The 17,321-nt window shown below is 64.5% G+C and carries 15 protein-coding genes and 1 pseudogene; 11 read left to right on the forward strand and 5 right to left on the reverse strand.

Annotated features, from left to right (window positions below; genetic code table 11):
- Positions 1–32 precede the first annotated feature (32 nt).
- The 8 genes from FIU94_RS19705 to FIU94_RS19740 all read left to right on the forward strand — a co-directional run bounded on the left by FIU94_RS19705 (position 33) and on the right by FIU94_RS19740 (position 9,452).
- Positions 33–977, forward strand: a complete 945-nt coding sequence (locus FIU94_RS19705) for an ABC transporter permease (RefSeq protein WP_152467514.1) — start codon at positions 33–35, stop codon at positions 975–977.
- Positions 974–1,798, forward strand: a complete 825-nt coding sequence (locus tag FIU94_RS19710) for an ABC transporter permease (protein ID WP_152467515.1) — start codon at positions 974–976, stop codon at positions 1,796–1,798. The genes FIU94_RS19705 and FIU94_RS19710 overlap by 4 nt, the downstream gene beginning before the upstream one ends.
- Complete coding sequence (locus tag FIU94_RS19715; RefSeq protein ID WP_152467516.1) at positions 1,799–2,770, forward strand: ABC transporter ATP-binding protein; 972 nt, start codon at positions 1,799–1,801, stop codon at positions 2,768–2,770. It begins immediately after the preceding gene.
- The gene (locus FIU94_RS19720; protein ID WP_152467517.1) at positions 2,767–3,552 is read left to right on the forward strand and encodes an ATP-binding cassette domain-containing protein; all 786 of its coding nucleotides are present in this window, start codon (positions 2,767–2,769) and stop codon (positions 3,550–3,552) included. The genes FIU94_RS19715 and FIU94_RS19720 overlap by 4 nt, the downstream gene beginning before the upstream one ends.
- Positions 3,549–4,355, forward strand: coding sequence for a metallophosphoesterase (locus FIU94_RS19725; RefSeq protein ID WP_152467518.1), 807 nt, complete (start codon positions 3,549–3,551; stop codon positions 4,353–4,355). The genes FIU94_RS19720 and FIU94_RS19725 overlap by 4 nt, the downstream gene beginning before the upstream one ends.
- 5 nt (positions 4,356–4,360) lie before the next feature.
- Positions 4,361–5,101: a tyrosine-protein phosphatase gene (locus FIU94_RS19730; protein ID WP_216643275.1), complete on the forward strand. Its 741-nt coding sequence runs from the start codon at positions 4,361–4,363 to the stop codon at positions 5,099–5,101.
- A gap of 95 nt (positions 5,102–5,196) precedes the next feature.
- Positions 5,197–6,360, forward strand: coding sequence for an efflux RND transporter periplasmic adaptor subunit (locus tag FIU94_RS19735; RefSeq protein ID WP_152467520.1), 1,164 nt, complete (start codon positions 5,197–5,199; stop codon positions 6,358–6,360).
- The gene (locus FIU94_RS19740) at positions 6,357–9,452 is read left to right on the forward strand and encodes an efflux RND transporter permease subunit (protein WP_152467521.1); all 3,096 of its coding nucleotides are present in this window, start codon (positions 6,357–6,359) and stop codon (positions 9,450–9,452) included. Before FIU94_RS19735 ends, FIU94_RS19740 begins: the two co-directional genes overlap by 4 nt.
- 242 nt (positions 9,453–9,694) lie before the next feature.
- On the opposite strand, the gene FIU94_RS19745 is transcribed toward FIU94_RS19740, so the two are convergent.
- Positions 9,695–10,723, reverse strand: coding sequence for a replication initiation protein (locus tag FIU94_RS19745; protein ID WP_152467522.1), 1,029 nt, complete (start codon positions 10,721–10,723; stop codon positions 9,695–9,697).
- Between the two features lie 621 nt (positions 10,724–11,344).
- Here FIU94_RS19745 and FIU94_RS19750 point away from each other — a divergent pair.
- Positions 11,345–12,538 (forward strand): AAA family ATPase, encoded by a 1,194-nt coding sequence (locus FIU94_RS19750; protein ID WP_152467523.1) that lies wholly within the window; start codon positions 11,345–11,347, stop codon positions 12,536–12,538.
- Positions 12,535–13,506, forward strand: coding sequence for a ParB/RepB/Spo0J family partition protein (locus FIU94_RS19755; RefSeq protein ID WP_152467524.1), 972 nt, complete (start codon positions 12,535–12,537; stop codon positions 13,504–13,506). The genes FIU94_RS19750 and FIU94_RS19755 overlap by 4 nt, the downstream gene beginning before the upstream one ends.
- 143 nt (positions 13,507–13,649) lie before the next feature.
- On the opposite strand, the pseudogene FIU94_RS19760 reads toward FIU94_RS19755, so the two are convergent.
- The 4 genes and pseudogenes from FIU94_RS19760 to FIU94_RS19780 all read right to left on the reverse strand — a co-directional run.
- A pseudogene (locus FIU94_RS19760) lies at positions 13,650–13,875 on the reverse strand (hypothetical protein); the annotation flags it as partial.
- Between the two features lie 440 nt (positions 13,876–14,315).
- Positions 14,316–14,609, reverse strand: coding sequence for a LysR substrate-binding domain-containing protein (locus tag FIU94_RS19765; RefSeq protein ID WP_152467525.1), 294 nt, complete (start codon positions 14,607–14,609; stop codon positions 14,316–14,318).
- Positions 14,609–15,319 (reverse strand): IS6 family transposase, encoded by a 711-nt coding sequence (locus tag FIU94_RS19770; RefSeq protein ID WP_152467325.1) that lies wholly within the window; start codon positions 15,317–15,319, stop codon positions 14,609–14,611. The genes FIU94_RS19765 and FIU94_RS19770 overlap by 1 nt, the downstream gene beginning before the upstream one ends.
- A gap of 123 nt (positions 15,320–15,442) precedes the next feature.
- The gene (locus FIU94_RS19780; RefSeq protein WP_172975978.1) at positions 15,443–16,552 is read right to left on the reverse strand and encodes a tyrosine-type recombinase/integrase; all 1,110 of its coding nucleotides are present in this window, start codon (positions 16,550–16,552) and stop codon (positions 15,443–15,445) included.
- A gap of 48 nt (positions 16,553–16,600) precedes the next feature.
- On the opposite strand from FIU94_RS19780, the gene FIU94_RS19785 reads away from it, so the two are divergent.
- Positions 16,601–17,311 (forward strand): IS6 family transposase, encoded by a 711-nt coding sequence (locus tag FIU94_RS19785; protein ID WP_152467325.1) that lies wholly within the window; start codon positions 16,601–16,603, stop codon positions 17,309–17,311.
- Positions 17,312–17,321: the final 10 nt, after the last annotated feature.

A 17,321-nucleotide genomic window follows, 5' to 3' on the forward strand; every position in this document is an offset into this window, starting at 1 on the left:
CGCCGCGCCCGCCCGGATGATGCACCTGCTCAATGTGGTATTTCCTGCTCCGCCGGACCGCCGGCTTCATCGTGACGCTGCTGGCGGTTTCCGTCGTGGTCTTTGCCGTCATGAACGTGCTGCCGGGCGACCCGGCGCTGACCATTCTGGGGCTGGACGCCACCGATGACGCGCTGGCCGCCCTGCGCGAGCAGCTGGGCCTGAACGAACCGGTCCTCACGCGCTATTTTTCCTGGGTCTGGAACGCGCTGCAGGGTGATTTCGGCATCAGCCATTCGTTCCGCGTGCCGGTCTCCGAGCTGATCGCCGAACGGCTGGGCATGACGGTTGCACTGGCGGTGGCCGGGATGATCGCAACGCTCGTCCTCGCCCTGACGCTGGGCATCGGCGCCGCCGCCCGGCACCGCCGGGTCGGCGACTGGGGGGTGATGTTCCTCAGCCAGCTCGGGATCGCCGTGCCGGCCTTCTGGCTGTCGATGCTGCTGGTTCTGCTCTTTGCCGTCAAACTGCGCTGGCTGCCGCCGGGTGGTTTCGCGGGCTGGTCCGATCCGGTCGCGGCGGCCCGGTCGCTGATCCTGCCCACCATCGCGCTGGCGCTGGTGCAATCGGCGGTGCTGGCCCGCGTCACGCGGTCCTCCGCGCTGGAGGTCATGCGGCAGGATTTCGTCCGCACCGCCCGGGCCAGCGGGCTGTCGCGCCGCCGGGTGTTGTGGCGGCATGTGCTGCCCAATGCGCTGGTGCCCATCGTCACCATCGTCGGCATGCAGTTCGCCGCCCTTGTCACCGGCACCATCGTCATCGAGAACGTGTTCTACCTGCCGGGCCTGGGGCGGCTGATCTTCCAGTCGATCTCGAACCGTGACCTGCCCACGGTGCAGGCGCTGGTGATGCTGTTCGCCGCCATCGTCGTCACCGCGAATTTCGTGGTCGATCTGCTCTATGTCGTGATCGACCCCCGGCTGAAGGCCCGCGCATGACCCGACGCCGCCTGCCCGCCAACTTCATCATCGGCGCGGTGCTGGTCGCGCTGGTCGTGGGCACCGCCGCGCTTTCGCTGGTCTGGACCCCGCATGACGCAACCGCGATGAACATCCGCGACAAGTTCGCGGAACCCTCAGCCCTGCATTGGCTGGGCACCGATCAGCTGGGCCGCGACGTGGTCAGCCAGCTGATGGCGGCGGCGCGCAATTCGATGGCGGTGGCGTTGATCGCGGTGCTGCTGGGCGGGTCGGTCGGCGTGGCGCTGGGGCTGCTGGCCTCGGCCATCGGCGGCTGGGTGGAAGACGGCGTGATGCGGCTGGCCGACCTGGGCTTTGCCTTTCCGGCGCTGCTGTTCGCGATCATGCTGGCGGCGGTCTTTGGCCCCTCGCTGACCAATGCGGTGCTGGCCATTGCCTTTATCAACATCCCGGTCTTTGCCCGTGTGGCGCGCGGATCGGCCAACCAGGTCTGGACGCTCGATTACGTGTCGGCGGCGCGGGCGGCGGGGATGAACCGCTTTGCCATCAGCCGCGACCACATCCTGCCCAACATCGCCGCCGCGATCATCGTGCAGGCCACCATCGAATTCGCCGTCGCCATCCTGGCCGAGGCGGCGCTGTCCTACCTCGGGCTGGGCGCGCAACCCCCCGCATCCAGCTGGGGACGCATGCTGTCAGAGGCGCAGACGCTGATGTATCTCGCCCCGCAGCTGGCGATCTATCCGGGCCTGTGCATCGTCACTGCCGTGCTGGGCTTTGGCCTGCTGGGTGACGGGCTGCGCGACATGACAGACCCCCGGCTGGCGCGGGAGCGGTAGATGTTCGAGCTCGATAACCTCTCTGTCGGCTTCGGGTCCGCCACCGCCCTGCGGCGCGCCAGCCTGACGATCCGGCCCGGTGACAGGCTGGGGATCGTCGGCGAAAGCGGGTCGGGCAAGACCATGCTGGCGCTCTGCCTGATGGGCATGGCGCCCGGCGGCGCGCAGCTCAGCGGAACGCTGCGCATCGACGGGCAGGACATGACCCATGCCAGCGAAACCGCCTGGCAGAGCCTGCGGGCAAGGCGCGTCGCGATGATCTTTCAGGAACCGATGGCGGCGCTGAACCCGCTGGTGCGGGTGGGCGATACGGTGGCAGAGCCGATCAGGGTTCATGAAGGTCTCAGCCGCCATGCCGCGCATGACCGCGTGCTGGCCCTGTTCGAAGAGGTCGGCATCCCCGACCCCGCCGCCCGGATGCGCCAGTTCCCGCACGAACTCAGTGGCGGTCAACGGCAGCGGGTGCTGATCGCGCTGGCGCTTGCCTGCGACCCCGCGCTGCTGATCGCGGACGAACCGACGACGGCGCTGGACGCGAACATCGCGCTGCGCATCACCGACCTGCTCGTCAGGCTTGCCGAACAGCGGGACATGGCACTGGTCTTCATCACCCATGACCTTGCCGCCGTGGCCCGGGCGACCCGCGACATCGTGGTCATGTACGGCGGCGACATGGTGGAACGCGGACCCACCGACGCGGTCCTGTCGGACCCCGCGCATCCCTACACCCGAGGCCTGCTGGCGGCGCGGCCCGATCCGGTCGCACAGGCCCGCGTGCCGGGGCAGCCGCGGCCCCGCCTGCCGACCATCCCCGGCACCGTGCCCGGTCTGCAGGACCTGCCGCAGGGCTGCCGCTTTTCAGGGCGCTGCCCGGTCGAGATCGCGCGCTGCGCCAGCGCCCGCCCCGGTCGGACCGATCTGAGCGCGGGCCGCAGCGCCTGCTGCCATCTGCTGACGGAAGGGACCACATGACCGCCCCCCTTCTCGACGCGCGCAACCTGACCCGGCGCTACAAACTGCCACGCACCTCCCTGCTGGGCGGCGCGCCGGTGCTGACGGCGGTGGATGACATCAGCTTTGCCATCCGCGCGGGCGAAACGCTGGGGGTCGTGGGGGAAAGCGGATCGGGCAAATCGACCCTCGCCCGCATGGTCATGGCGTTCGAGCGGCCCGACGCCGGCAGGATCCTGTTTCAGGGCGAAGACCTGCACAGCCTGTCCGCCACGGCCCTGCGCCGCCAGCGACGGTATTTCCAGATGGTCTATCAGGACCCGTTCGGATCGCTCGACCCGCGCCGCACCGTGGGCTGGTCCATCGCCGAACCGCTGCGCGCCATCGGCACCGATGCCGACACGGACCGCCGCACCGCCGAGGCGCTGGAGCAGGTCGGCCTGCACCCCCGCGACGGCACGAAGTACCCGCATGAGTTTTCCGGCGGGCAGCGCCAGCGCATCGCCATCGCCCGCGCCATCGTCACCCGCCCTGCCCTGCTGGTCGCGGACGAAGCGGTGTCGGCCCTCGACGTGTCGGTGCAGGCGCAGATCCTCAACCTGCTGATGGACCTGCAGGACGACCTGGGCCTTGGCATTCTTTTCATCAGCCACGATCTGGCGGTCGTCGCCTCGATCTGCGATCATCTGCTGGTGATGCAGCATGGCAAACCGATCGAAACCGGGCCCGCCGCCCGTGTCCTGCGCCATCCCGCCCACAGCTACACGCAAACCCTGCTCAAGGCCGCCGGAGTATCCACATGACCCGTTTCATCCATCTGACCGATCTGCATGTCTCTCACCCCCGTTCGCCCGACCCCAGCGACAAATCCGGCGCGGTAGAGACGCTCAGGCGGGTGGTGCAGATCATTAACGGCATGGAACGGCAGCCGGATTTCGTCGTCGCCAGCGGCGACCTGACCAACATGGGCGACGCGGACAGCTATCGGCTGCTGAAAGAGATCATAGCCCCGCTGAAACCGCCGCTCGTCATGGCGCTTGGCAACCATGACAAACGCGCGCCCTTTCACGAGGTGATCGGCAACGCGGAGTCCGACGCGCCCTATTTCCACGACGCGGTGCATGGCGGTTTGCACGTCATCACGCTGGACACCATGAAACCCGGCCATGTGGCCGGAACCATCTGCGATGCGCAGTTCGACTTCCTGGCCAATGCGCTGTCGCGCCACGCCGACCTGCCCCGGCTGATCGTCATGCACCACCCCCCGCGTGTCGACGCCGACGGCCTGCCCTGGGGCAGCATCGACATGCCCGCCACCGAACGGCTGGCCGGAATGCTCAGGGAGCATCACGTCGCCGGAATCCTCTCGGGGCACATCCACATCAACCAGGTCAACCACTGGCACGGGATCCCCATCGTCATCTCCAACGGTCAGGATTCCACCATCGACCTGCTGGCATCGGACGGCCTGCGCATCGTCGAAGGCACCGGCATGGCCATCTGCCAATGGCGCCCCTCCGGCCTGTCGGTCAACTTCGTCCCCCTCTCGCCCGAGGCGCGGGAGCTTCGGATGATCGACCGCGCAAGATTGCTGGCCTTCACATGACCCGGATGACCCGACATCTGCCGGTCCGGGGGGCCTACAACATTCGCGACCTCGGCGGCTACACCACCGCCTCGGGCGGCACGATCCCCTGGCGCCGCTTCCTGCGCGCCGACAGCCTGCACCGGATCGACCCGTCCGAAATCACCCGCCTGCACGACGAGGGGCTGCGCATGGTAATCGACCTGCGCACCGAAGGCGAAGTGACGACCGCCCCCAACCCCTTTGCCGCCTTCCCGGACGTGCATTTCGCCAACATGCCCCTGTTCGACGATCTCTCGCCCGCGGCGATGTCAAACGCGGTCGTCGAAGATGCGCATCCGCTGCAGACATTCTACCTGACCGCGCTGGAAACCCGCGCCGACGCCATCGGCGAGATCCTGTCGGCCATGGCCGAGGTGCAGCAGGGCGCGGTGCTGTTCAACTGCACTGCCGGCAAGGACAGGACCGGGATCATCGCCGCCCTGCTGCTGGGCATCGCCGATGTCCACCGCGACCAGATCATCGCCGACTACACGATGACCGCCGATTTCATCCCCGACCTGGTGGCGGAATTCCTGGACCTGTCCCGCGCCCGTGGCGGCGACGTGGAAAGCTACGCCCGCCTGCTGGAAAGCCCGGCCCCCGCCATCGCCGCGACGCTCGATCACATCGACGCGCACTATGGCAGCGTCACCGGCTACCTGCGGCACATCGGCCTGCCCCCGTCTGACCTGCGGCGCCTTTTTGAGCGGCTGACGGAAAGTTGACTGCCGCCGCGGCAACGATATCTGATGATTCTGGTGTCTACCCGGCAAGAAAAGGGTAAGCTTTCACAGTTCGTAACCGGGGTGGCGACCATCCGATGAAGGCCTTGCAGCAATTCGTGCTATTCGTGATCGTGCTTTGCGCCGGTCTTTATGTATGGATTGCCTATGTCCCGGCGGCCCGCCCCCTGCTGGAGCGGACGGGCATCCCGGACCTGCTGGGCATCGAATTTCCCCCGGTCGAGGCCGCGCAGGGTGGCCAGGGCGGGTGGGGCGGCGGCGGTCCGTCCAAAGTGACTGTCGCCACCGTGGGCGAAACCGCCATCGCCGACCGCGTCACCGCCATTGGCGACGGGCGCGCGAAACGCTCGGTCACGGTCCGCGCCAATGCCGGCGGCGTCATCACCGAACTGAACCTGCAACCCGGCGCGCGGGTCGAGGCGGGCCAGGTCATTGCCCGGCTGCAGGACGAACAGGAAGCCATCTCGCTGGAGCAGGCGCAGATCAACCTTGAGGACGCGCAGCGCGAGGAAACCCGGATCAAACAGCTGTCGGCAACCGGTGCCGTGACCGAAGTGCGCCTGCGCGAAACCGAAGTTGCCGTGCGCAGTGCGGAACTGGCTGTCCGCAAGGCGGAATTCGACCTGTCCCAGCGCCAGATCGTCGCCCCCATCACGGGCCGCATCGGCATCACGCAGATCGAAGTCGGGGACCGCGTGAACGCCCAAGACGTCGTGGCGACCATCACCGACCGCTCGGACATCCTGATCGACTTTCGCGTGCCGGAACGAGTGGTCGGCAAAATCCGCACCGGGCAGGACGTCACGGTCACGCCCCTTGGCCTGCGCGACACCGTCATGACCGGAGAGGTCGCTGCCATCGACACCGTGGTGGACCGTACCAGCCGCACCCTGCTGGTTCAGGGGCGCGTGGCCAATGCCGATGATACCCTGCGGGTCGGCATGGCCTTTTCCGTCGCCATGACCTTTCCCGGCGAAACCTACCTGTCTATTCCGCCGCTGTCGCTGCAATGGTCCAGCGACGGGCCGTTTGTCTGGGTGGTGCGCGACGGCAAGGCCGCCCAGGCGGCTGTTATTATCGCGCAGCGCAACAGCGATTCGGTCCTGATCCGGTCCGAAACCCTCCAACCGGGCGAGACTGTCGTGACCGAAGGCGTCCAGACCCTGCGCGACGGGGCCGAGGTGGCACCGGTCGACGCCGCCAGCACTGCCGCCGCCGCCGCTGACAAAGGCACGTTGTGAGCACGCCCGAACCGCGCTCTCCGGGCACGGCGATCTTTGTCCGCCGTCCGATCCTGGCATTCGTCCTGAACGCGCTGATCGTGCTGGCCGGCATCGCGGGCCTGTTCGGCGCTGAAATCCGCGAGCTGCCCAACGTGGACCGCCCCGTTGTCACCGTGACCACCCGCTACACCGGCGCCTCGCCCGAGGCGGTGGACCAGGAACTGACCGGCCGGATCGAGGGCGCGGTGGGCCGCGTGTCCGGTGTGCGGTCAATCTCGTCCAATTCGCGTTTCGGGCGCAGCCGGGTCACGCTCGAATTCAACGATTCCGTCGATATCGACGTGGCCGCCACCGATGTCCGCGACGCCGTCGCGCGGATCGCCAACCAGCTGCCGGAGAGCGCCGAACAACCCGAAATCGTCAAGGCGGACGCCAACGCCCAGCCCGTCATGCGGATCGCCGTCACCTCCGCCGGGCGCTCTCCGCAGGAGCTGACCCAGATCGTGCAGGACCGGGTGGAGGACCGTCTGATCTCGGTCGACGGGGTGGCCGACCTGCAGATCTATGGCGACCGCGAGCAGATCTTCCGCGTGGACATCGACCTGCTGGAACTCGCCAGCCGGGGCCTCATGCTGGCCGACATCCAGCGCGGGCTGGCCGATGTCGCCTACGACACGCCCGCGGGCGATCTTTCCGGCGACCGGCAATCAATCAACGTCCGCACCACCGCCAGTGTGGACACCGCCCAGGCCTTCGAGGCGCTCAAAATCACGGATAACGTCACGCTGGGCGACGTCGCGCGGGTGTCGCTTGGCCCCGCCCCCGGCGAAACCGTGCTGCGCGCCAACGGCCAGCAGGGGATGGGCATCGGCGTGATCCGGCAGGCCACGTCGAACACGCTGGAAATCTCCGAGAGCGTCCGCGCCGTCGTGGCCGAGCTGAACGAGACCCTGCCGGACGACATCAGCATTTTCGTCACCTCCGACGATGCCACCTTCATCTCCGGGTCCATCGAAGAGGTGCTCAAGACCCTCGGCATCGCCGTGGTCATCGTCATTGCGGTCATCTTTCTGTTCCTGCGCGACGCCCGTGCGACGCTGATCCCCGCGCTGACCCTGCCGGTCTCGCTGATCGGGACACTGGCGGCGATCTACCTTGCGGGATTTTCGGTCAATATCCTGACCCTGCTGGCGCTGGTTCTGGCCACCGGCATGGTGGTGGACGACGCCATCGTCGTACTGGAAAACATCGTGCGGCAGCGGTCCCTGGGGATGGGGCCGCGCGCCGCGGCGGTCAACGGCACGGCGCAGGTGTTCTTTGCCGTGGTCACGACCACCGCGACACTGGCCGCCGTTTTCGTCCCGCTGTCCTTTCTGCCGGGCCAGGCGGGCGGATTGTTTCGCGAATTCGGCTTTACCCTTGCCATGGCGGTGCTGCTGTCCTCCATCGTCGCACTCAGCCTGTGCCCCGTGCTGGCCAGCCGCCTGCTGACCGCCGCACCGGAGGAAGATGCGCGTGGCCCGATGATCTGGCTCGGCAACCGGCTTCATGCGCTCTATGAAAGCAGCCTGCGGGGCGCTCTTGCGATGCCCTTTGTCATCCTGCTGATCGCCGTCTTCGTCGCCGCCACCGCCGCCCTGATGGCCGGCGGCATCCGGCAGGAGCTGACCCCGCGCGAGGACCGCGCCGTCGCCCTTCTGAGCGTCACCGCACCGCAGGGCGTGTCGCTGGATTACACCCAAGGCAAAATGCGAGAGATCGAGGATGCGGTCGCCCCGCTTCAGGCCTCGGGCGAGATCACGAATGTCTTTTCCATCTCCGGGTTCGGGGCCACCAACAGGGGCTTCATGGTCTTTACCCTTGCCCGCTGGGACGAACGCGCCCGCAGCCAGCAGGAGATCGTGAACGACATCAACGCCGGACTGCGGGACATCATCGGCGTCCGCGCCTTCGCCATCCAGCCCAACTCTCTGGGCATTCGCGGCGCGGGCCGGGGGCTGTCATTCGCCATCACCGGAAGCGATTACAACCAGCTTGCCGAGGTCGCGCAGACCATGGTGGACCGCCTGTCCCAGAACCCTGCCATGGGCCAGGTGCGGCTGGAATACGAACGCACCCAGCCGCAGCTCTTCGTACAGATCGACCGGGCGCTTGCGGACGACCTGGGCGTGGACATCACCGGGCTGGGTCAGGCGCTGCAAGCGGTGCTGGACGGGCGCGAGGTTGCGTCGGTGTTCATCGGCGATACCGATTTCGGCGTGCAGATGCTGTCCACGTCCGATCCGGTGGACGACTCGGGCGACCTGGAGAACATCTTTATGCAGGCGGGCAACGGGCAGATGATCCCGCTGTCCAGCTTTGTCACCTTCGAGGAGCGCGCCGTCGCACCGGAACTGGACCGCGAAGGGCAGAACCGGTCTGTCGAGCTGACGGCGGGGCTGACGCCGGACCTGTCGCTGGGTGACGCGATGACCGAGGTCGAACGGATCGGCGATGAAATCCTGGCCGAGCAGAACCGCATCGTGCCCCTGGCCGAGGCCGCAACGCTGGATCAGACCACCGGCGGCATCTTCATCACCTTCGGCTTTGCCATTCTCGTCGTCTTTCTGGTGTTGTCGGCACAGTTCGAAAGCTTCGTCTCCGCGATCGTGGTGATGGCCACCGTGCCGCTGGGCCTTGCCTGCGCGGTCTTTGCCCTGCTGCTGACGGGGCAGAGCCTGAACGTCTACAGCCAGATCGGGCTGGTGATGCTGATCGGGATCATGGCCAAGAACGGGATTCTCATTGTCGAATTCGCGAACCAGTTGCGCGACAAGGGGCAGGACGTTCATGCCGCGATTCTGGATGCATCCACCATACGCCTGCGTCCGGTGATGATGACCATGACCTCCACCGTGTTGGGGGGTGTGCCGCTGATCCTGTCGGCAGGGGCCGGGGCAGAGGCGCGCGAGGCGCTGGGATGGGTGATCGTCGGGGGGCTGGGCCTTGCCACGCTGTCCACGCTTTACCTGACGCCGGTGGCCTACCTGCTGCTGGCGCGGTTCTCCGTGCCCAAGGCCGAAGCTGAGAAACGCCTGCGTCAGGAACTCGCCGAAGCCGAAGCCCGCTGAAACGGGCGGCGACAACGGCGTCCTGGGGTCACAGGTGATACACGGCGCGCAGTCAACCGATCAAGAGCCGACGGGATAGCACCCCCTGCCCTGCCCAGCCGAATTTACATTCCGGACCCGGCGCCATTCTCCCCAGCGATCCGGCCCTGATATGCGATGAATGTGTGACCCCCGCGCCTTCCCCGAAAAGTTGCCAATTGGCAATATACTGGTTTCTGAATAGATTTCAGCCAGTTAGGAGATCACAGCGGATTGGCTTCGGCAAACCTGCGGAAGAACGCCAGAAAGGCCCTGTCGGGGTCCGCTGGCGGTTCCTTGCCCTGCGCCCAGCTGCGCCACTCGCCTTCGACAAAGTAGATGTCATATCCCGGATGCCGCAGCTTGGCTGTCTCATAGGTCTGCGTCTTGAGAGACGCGCCCTGACGATCCAGCCAGGCCGGACGTGGTTTGGGGGCCGACACCGGGGCCACGTCTTCTGCCCTGCCCTCAGCGCGGGCGCGGCGGCCCGGCGAGGCGAACTGCAGCGCCCGCTCGACCTTGCCCGTCGCCTCCCCATCCTTGCGCCACCAGCGCAGCTCCACATGGGTCACGCTGCGGCCCGTCTTGATCGGCGTCACCTCGACCATATAGTCCGACAGCGCCGATACCTCCTCCACCGCGGGGTCGATGGCCCGCATCCGCAGGTTCGACCATGACGTCAACTTGCCCTTGGGCACCCCCAGCACCCCGCGCAGCGCGTCGAGCGTGAACTTCTCGGAAGAGCGCCAGCGGAGGTTCCCGCGCTTCTGCACCATCTCGTAAAGCGTCAGGGCATATTTCGAGCTGAGCGCGAACATCACCTCGCGCTGAAGCCGGGCGAATATTGTGGAATTCGAGATGATCCTGCGCAAGCGCGGCGGAATCTCGTATTCCAGCAGCCCGTCAGACCGGGCCATTTCCAGGTTGCCGCCCAGCAGCTGCACCCGTTCGACGGCGGGCTTGCCCTCCCAGACCGCCTCGACCTTGACGATGGCGGCCATCAGCCGTTCGATGCTCTCGCCCACGCGATCGTTCGAGTTGTGCGACCCGCGCAGCTCCGACTTCGCGATGACGTGCAGCACCGGCTTGTCGATCGCCTCCCAGGCGTTTTCCAACAGTTGGTTGTAGATTCGCCGGTCGGTCAGAGTCAGCGGCGTGACCTCTATCAGGTCCACCAGCTCTCCGGGTTTGACCAACGACTCACGGCTTGGCCGGGCGTCGACGGTGCGGTAAGCTTTGGTTGGTTTGGACATACTGCGCGATTCCATACCTCTTTTTCTTACTTTTGTATCCGCAGAGATGTAATTTGACAAGCTCGGTCGTGCTGGGCCAGCACCCAGAATGTAAGCCTGAAGCCGGCCCCCTGGAACGGGTGCGATTCGCAAACACCTGCAAAGCAAGGGTTTTACGACCCCCCGATTCGGCACCGGCCGGGGCACCCGAAACGTAAGATTAAGGCCCGCAAAATGTAGCGCCAGCCATCCCCATACGTAGCGCCAGCCACCCCGGGACGTAAGCCAAACCATCCCGAAAAGTAGTCTAACATGGGCGAAACCCCTTGGTTATCAGGCGTTGCAGCCACCTGAACATAAGAATCCAAGAATCAAGAATAGGGCTGGTTTTGTATTTTTTGGATTTGGTTTGGGCGCAGTTTCAGGCCCCTCCATGTCGATCCTTACCTTTTGGGCGGTTGCATCGCCTCTCAGACCGTCAAAAGCCGAACCTTGCCGCCCCCTGCCCCGACTTCCGGACATGATGCCGTCATGTCCCTAGGTTCGGTTTTTGCGATAATGTTCCGAAATATTCGCACTTGAGGGGACTCGTCCAAAAGTGCATGCTCAGGCAAAGAAAAATCCAAGAGCAGCGTAGACATTATGCAGGACTTCCCTGTCTCCCTCAACGAAATCGACAATCTTGCCCGGCGCGCGGATACCGTGATCAGACGGCTCCGCGAAAGGGTGTTTTCCCCCGGCGCGCAGAAAAGCCTGTCTGTCCGGTTCAACGTTCGGACCGCAGCCGAAATGGCAGGCCGGACCGAGAAAGCGGTGCGCGATGCGGAAGCCGACGGCAGGCTGCCGACACCGGAAAAAGACCCTGATACCGGCCGCCGTACCGGGTACAGCCTGGAACAGGTCAACCGCATGCGCGAGGTGTTCGGCACCCTGCCCCACCGCGCGCCGGATGATCCCGCGACGGTTCTTGCCGTGCAGAACTTCAAAGGTGGCGTCGGGAAATCGACGGTCGTGGTCCATCTGGCCCAATACCTCGCCCTGCGCGGCTACCGGGTCTGCGTGATCGACTGCGACAGCCAGGGTTCCACCACGTCGATCTTTGGTCTGAACCCGGATGTGGACGTGGACGAGGATGAGGATACGCTCTACCCATTCTTTCGCCACGGCGGACCCACCAGCCTGCACTACGCGTTGCGCGCGACCTATTGGCCCGGCATCGCGATGATCCCTGCCAACCTTGGGCTGTATGACGCGGAATACGAGTTCGCCGCCCGCATGGTGCGCGAGCAGAGCTTTGTTCTGGACCGTCTGCGTCAGGGAATAGAGACGATTTCAGACCAGTTCGACGTGATCCTGCTGGATCCGCCCCCGGCGTTGGGGATGATCTCTCTTTCCGTGCTGAGGGCGGCCAATGCGCTGCTTATCCCGGCGCCGCCCAACAACATCGACTTTGGGTCGACCGCGCATTTTCTCAAGATGATGGGGGCCACCCTGAACGAGCTGGCCGAACACGGGGGCGCGCGCGGCTATCATTTTGTTAAGATTCTCGCGACCAAGATGAATGATCAGAAAAGCGCGCATCAGGCGATCAAGCGGGTGATGGAGGCGGTGTTTCCCCAGGACCTGCTGCAGGCCGTGCTCAAGGACAGTGCGGAGATCGACAATGCCACCGCCAATCTGATGACGGTATACGAAATGACCGGAGCCGCGACCCGAACAGACACGCACAAGCGGTGCAGGGTCTATCTGGACGCGGTGGGCCGGGAGGTTGAAACGCTGATCCGCAAGACATGGCCCAGCCATCACGCGGTCCTGAGAAAGGAAGGCATCCTGTGAGCAAGCGACACGACGCGGTATTCGACGACGTTCTCAAAGACCTGGGCGACGAGTCCCCGGCGCGCGACCGGTCCGGCGCGCGGTTCCTGAAACGGTCGAACACGATGGCTGAACAGGCGGGCGGCCACCGTCAGGAAAAGGTGCTGCGGCTGGTCGATCCGGCCCGCTGCGTGATGTGGGAGGGGCATAACCGGGCCTATGACCTGCTGACCGAGGACAACTGCCGGGACCTGATCGACGGCATTCTCAGCCAGGGGCAGCAGGAATTCCCGGCCATCGTCCGGCGGCGTCCGGCGGGGCAGGGGGCCGAGTTCGAGGTGATCTGCGGGGCGCGGCGCCATTTCGCGGTGTCCTGGTTGCGGGCTAACAATTACCCCAAGATCGAATACCTGATCGAGGAACGCGAACTGACCGACGAGGAGGCATTTCGCCTTGCCGACATCGAGAATCGTGACCGCGAGGATATTTCCGACCTTGAGCGCGCGCGCGACTACGCTGCAGCGGTCGAGACCTATTATGGCGGCAAGCAGAACGTGATGGCGGAACGGTTGCAGGTCTCTGCCGGGTGGTTGTCGCGCTATCTGCAGCTCGCCAAGCTGGACGACCGGATTGTCCGCGCCTTTCCCGACATTCGCGAGGTCAAGGAGTTGCACGCCCGCCAGCTGAAGCCGCTGATGGCAACGCAGGAAGGGCGCGCGGCGCTTCTGGCAGAGGCTGACGCCATCGCGGCGGAGGAGGGCGCTTTGCCGCCCGCCAAGATCATGGCCCGCCTGCGCGCGGCTGCACTGCCGCCCAAGGAGCGCAAGGCGGCAGACGAAGTCTATCGCATGCATCCCGAAGAGCAGGGTGTGCAGGTCCGTCGCAAGGGGCGGCGCATTCAGCTGGAGTTCGACAGAGGGCTGTCGGGCAAATCCCTGCGCATTGCGCTGGAAAAGTTCATGAAGGCCCACGAGGCCGGAAAGAGCTGATTGCCAATTGGCAATATTCCGATAAATGACGCAGAAACAATGACTTGCTAATTCGCGCTGGCATGGCCGCGGCAGAATTGGCAAGTGATGCGCCGCAAGGCCGATTGCGTTTGCGGGCTTTACCTTGAGCCTGTCCGGCCGCCGCTGGCCAACCCTGCCCGCAGGGATCGACCGGAGAACAAGGCAATCCGTTCTTTTTCGGGCAGGTGCAGGACCACACCACCCGCCTTGATATCCACCCAGCCGCCAGACTCCGGCGTGTCGCCTTTGCTCAGGTCAAGGCCGACGATCTCGGAACGGCGGGCGGACTGGTTTGCGCTTGATCCTGGCAAGGACCGAAGCGATGTGCCGGTCTTGCGCAAGACGATCGGGATCAACGCCTCTCGCATCGCCGTTCCGCTGCGCCAGGCACGACACCCATTTCATGTCGCACATTGTCACAGCATATCTGCTCATGTGCGGTCATGCAATTATCGGACATAACTCTCAACGGCAAGGCGGGGCGGTTTTGATATCGTAATGCGGGTAAAAGCGCCGTGATCGTGTCGGCGCCAAGCAAGGGATATGCCCGAACAGACCAAATCAGCGACCTCGAAACACTACCCCGGATGCCATCCTGGGTCACCTCCGCGCGTCTGAAACCCTCGAAGATGTTGCGGTTTTGTCAGGCGTGACGTCGAACCACCTGCATCTTGTGTCGATTTCGGATATCGAGCCCACGGTTTGACGGTGCCATCCCTACCGGCCGCAGCAAGGACTAAACCTTGCGACGCGCCGATCCAGATGCTCGACGCACCGACAGCGTGTATCTACGCCGACGCTCGAACCCATGACGAAAATCGCTCGATGTCCGCAAGACGCGGATGATCCGCACGGCAGACGGCCCAGAAGGTTCTGCCGGGCAAGTCCGTGTCAGACAGGCATACCAGTTGACCGGCTGCCACTGCCGAGGCCGCCAGGGCGCTGGACGCCAGGACCACGCCCTGGCCCGCAATCGCCGAGTCGATCGCATGAACCTCCTCGGAGAAATGTTGTGTGATCTCCACGGTCGGCTTTGTCAGGTTGTTTCCCAACGGTTGGATCATAAGCTGATGCGGCAGCATCAGGCAACGATTTCGCGGACGTAGCGCGCCCAGAGGCCAAGGGCCTCTGTTCTTGTTTGGCGGTAATCGGCGGCGGTGAGGCGGTGGCGTTTCGGGCGAAAGAGAACGGCAGTTTGATCATGGACGGACAGGAACATCTGGGCGTGTCTGGCTGATTTGAACCGGCCGAATATCTTCTCTCGTCGACGGGTGTGCCGATGTGATGCCTCGCTGCGGTTGTTCAGTCCCTTGTGTGACCGATGATCAGCGCCAGGACAAAGCTCGCGGATCGCAACGCCGTAACTGCGCAATTTATCCGTCACTATGACCCGAGGAGTGCCCCAACGCTTCATGAGTTTCCGGAGAAACTGCTTTGCTGCGTTAGCGTTTCGGCGCGATTGCATAAGGATTTCAAGCGTATCTCCGTTGCCATCGACCGCGCGCCAGAGCCAGTGCTTCTTCCCGCGGATCGGGATCACAACTTCGTCCAAGTGCCACTTGTCAGCGGGCTGATCGCGATCACGTCGGATCTTGGCCGCAATCTGCGTTCCAAATTTCGCCACCCAATCTCGGATCGTCTCATGGCTGACCGTGATGCCGCGTTCTGCCAAAAGATCCTCAACGTCCCGCAGGCTGAGGGCGAAACGGTGGTAGGCCCAAACGGCATAGCCAATGACCGAGCGTGGAAAGCGATACCCCTTCAGGGCCGACGACGGAACAGACAATATCATCGATTTGCGTTAGACTCACAGCCTGCGACAGACAACCTGACAAAGCCCGGGGCAGGGGAGCTGCATCTCGAGCGTAGCTTCTATGGCAGGCTCAGCGGTCGGGCGGCGTGATGGGGCAGGGGGTCAGAGACCGGCTGCCTTGGTCAGGTTCACGCGGAACCGGTCACGACGGCGCTGGTAGCGACGAGTCATCTCGGCCGAGGCATGCCCCAGCTGCTTCTGAACGTAGCGCTCGTCGACTTCCGCCGAACTGGCGAGGCCGGCGCGCAGCGAGTGACCGGAGAACAGTGCGAGGCGCTCTTTTTCGGTTAGCTCGGATCGGATGCCAGCGTCGAGGACGGTGCGCTTGATCAGGCGCGCGACATGCTTGTCATTGAGCCGTGTGTCGAAGGCGCGTTTGCCATCGCGCGAGGTGCCGACGAAGACCGGGCCGAAGTCGATCCTGGCGAAGTGCAACCATTGCTCGAGTGCATATACGGGGCAGGTCTGAGCCTTGGAGCCGCGGCCGATCTCGACTTCGCGCCAGCCGGTCTTGGCATTGAGGGTCAGGAGGGCGCCCTTATCGAAGATCTCGATCCAGCCGCCGGAATGCGGTGTGTCGTCTTTGTGCACGTCGAGGCTGACGATTTCGGAACGGCGCAGACCTCCGGCGTATCCCAGCAGCAAGATCGCGCGATCCCGCAGTCCGCGCAGATCGAAAGAAAGGGTGGCGACCATCGCGAGGATGTCCTCCGCCAGGATCGCTTCCTTCTGCACCGGTGGCCGCGCATGCTTGCGCTTGATTCCCGCCAGTACCGTGGCGATGTGCCGGTTCTTGCGGTCGAGGGAAAAGCCGCGCTGTGCGTAGTTCCAGGCGAGGCCCGACAGGCGGCGGTCGATCGTCGAGACCGATAGGGCAGGGGCGGGGCCCGACCCGGACGCCAGGTCCGCGAGATAAAGACCGATCATTTCAGGGGACGGCGGCAGCGGCTCAGCGCCCTTCATTCGGCACCAGCGCGCAAAATGCGCCCAATCCTTCGTATAAGCCCTCAGTGTGTTGTCCGACGTAGCGGCGCGAGCATAGTCGCGGGCGGTGTCGACCAGCCGGTCGAGGGTGCCGGAGCCGGCCACAAAGGACGGCAGGCTCAAGGCGTCGCCGTCAGGGCGATCTCTCTCACTGCCCTCGCTGGACGAAGACCCGTTTGGCGGCTCTGAGGTCGATTTCTCGGTGTTTTCTGACATGTCGCGGAGCATAGGCTTTGTCAGGTTGTCTGTCGCAGGCTGTGAGTCTAACGCAAATCGATGATATTGTCTGTTCCGTCGTCGGCCCTGAAGGGGTATCGCTTTCCACGCTCGGTCATTGGCTATGCCGTTTGGGCCTACCACCGTTTCGCCCTCAGCCTGCGGGACGTTGAGGATCTTTTGGCAGAACGCGGCATCACGGTCAGCCATGAGACGATCCGAGATTGGGTGGCGAAATTTGGAACGCAGATTGCGGCCAAGATCCGACGTGATCGCGATCAGCCCGCTGACAAGTGGCACTTGGACGAAGTTGTGATCCCGATCCGCGGGAAGAAGCACTGGCTCTGGCGCGCGGTCGATGGCAACGGAGATACGCTTGAAATCCTTATGCAATCGCGCCGAAACGCTAACGCAGCAAAGCAGTTTCTCCGGAAACTCATGAAGCGTTGGGGCACTCCTCGGGTCATAGTGACGGATAAATTGCGCAGTTACGGCGTTGCGATCCGCGAGCTTTGTCCTGGCGCTGATCATCGGTCACACAAGGGACTGAACAACCGCAGCGAGGCATCACATCGGCACACCCGTCGACGAGAGAAGATATTCGGCCGGTTCAAATCAGCCAGACACGCCCAGATGTTCCTGTCCGTCCATGATCAAACTGCCGTTCTCTTTCGCCCGAAACGCCACCGCCTCACCGCCGCCGATTACCGCCAAACAAGAACAGAGGCCCTTGGCCTCTGGGCGCGCTACGTCCGCGAAATCGTTGCCTGATGCTGCCGCA

Origin of the sequence: Sulfitobacter sp. THAF37 (genome assembly GCF_009363555.1) — a bacterium.
Lineage (GTDB): Bacteria > Pseudomonadota > Alphaproteobacteria > Rhodobacterales > Rhodobacteraceae > Sulfitobacter.